Genomic DNA, 429 nt, shown 5'->3' on the forward strand with positions numbered 1-429 from the left:
CCTCGAGGTGGCGCACCAGAATTTCGATGTACCGGGTGCCGCGCCTTTGCGGTTGCACCGACAGTATGGGCTGGCCATAGAGGACGAACTGATCGCGCTGCAGCGCCGAGATCAGCTGGCGCGCGGCAAACCCTCTCTCGTTGCTGTCCTGGGCGCCGGCGCCTCGCGCTCCTTCAGCCGGCGCCGCGGTCGGGCCTGACGCGGGCGGCGTCATGCTGAGGGGACCGGCGTTTTCATCATGCTCATATCATACGGTATTGCCCTGCGCCGCAATCATGGCTTCTATCCTGTCCGCGGCCATCGGCCGGCAGAACAGGTAACCCTGCATTTCGTCGCAGTGCAGTTCGCGCAATAGCGTCGCCTGGGGATCGGTTTCCACGCCTTCAGCCACCACCTTCAATCGCAGCGACTTGGCCAGCGAGATGATGG

The 429-nt window shown here is 64.1% G+C and carries 2 protein-coding genes; both read right to left on the reverse strand.

Features of this window, described 5'->3' with window-relative positions; genetic code table 11:
* A partial coding sequence (locus I6F37_RS41040) for a hypothetical protein (protein WP_225154525.1) occupies positions 1–214 on the reverse strand: 214 nt, incomplete at its 3' end.
* A gap of 33 nt (positions 215–247) precedes the next feature.
* Positions 248–429: EAL domain-containing protein (locus tag I6F37_RS41045; RefSeq protein WP_225154526.1), on the reverse strand; the 182-nt coding region annotated here is incomplete at its 5' end.

Source organism: Bradyrhizobium sp. NBAIM08 (genome assembly GCF_020193935.1).
GTDB classification, from domain to species: Bacteria; Pseudomonadota; Alphaproteobacteria; order Rhizobiales; family Xanthobacteraceae; genus Bradyrhizobium; species Bradyrhizobium yuanmingense.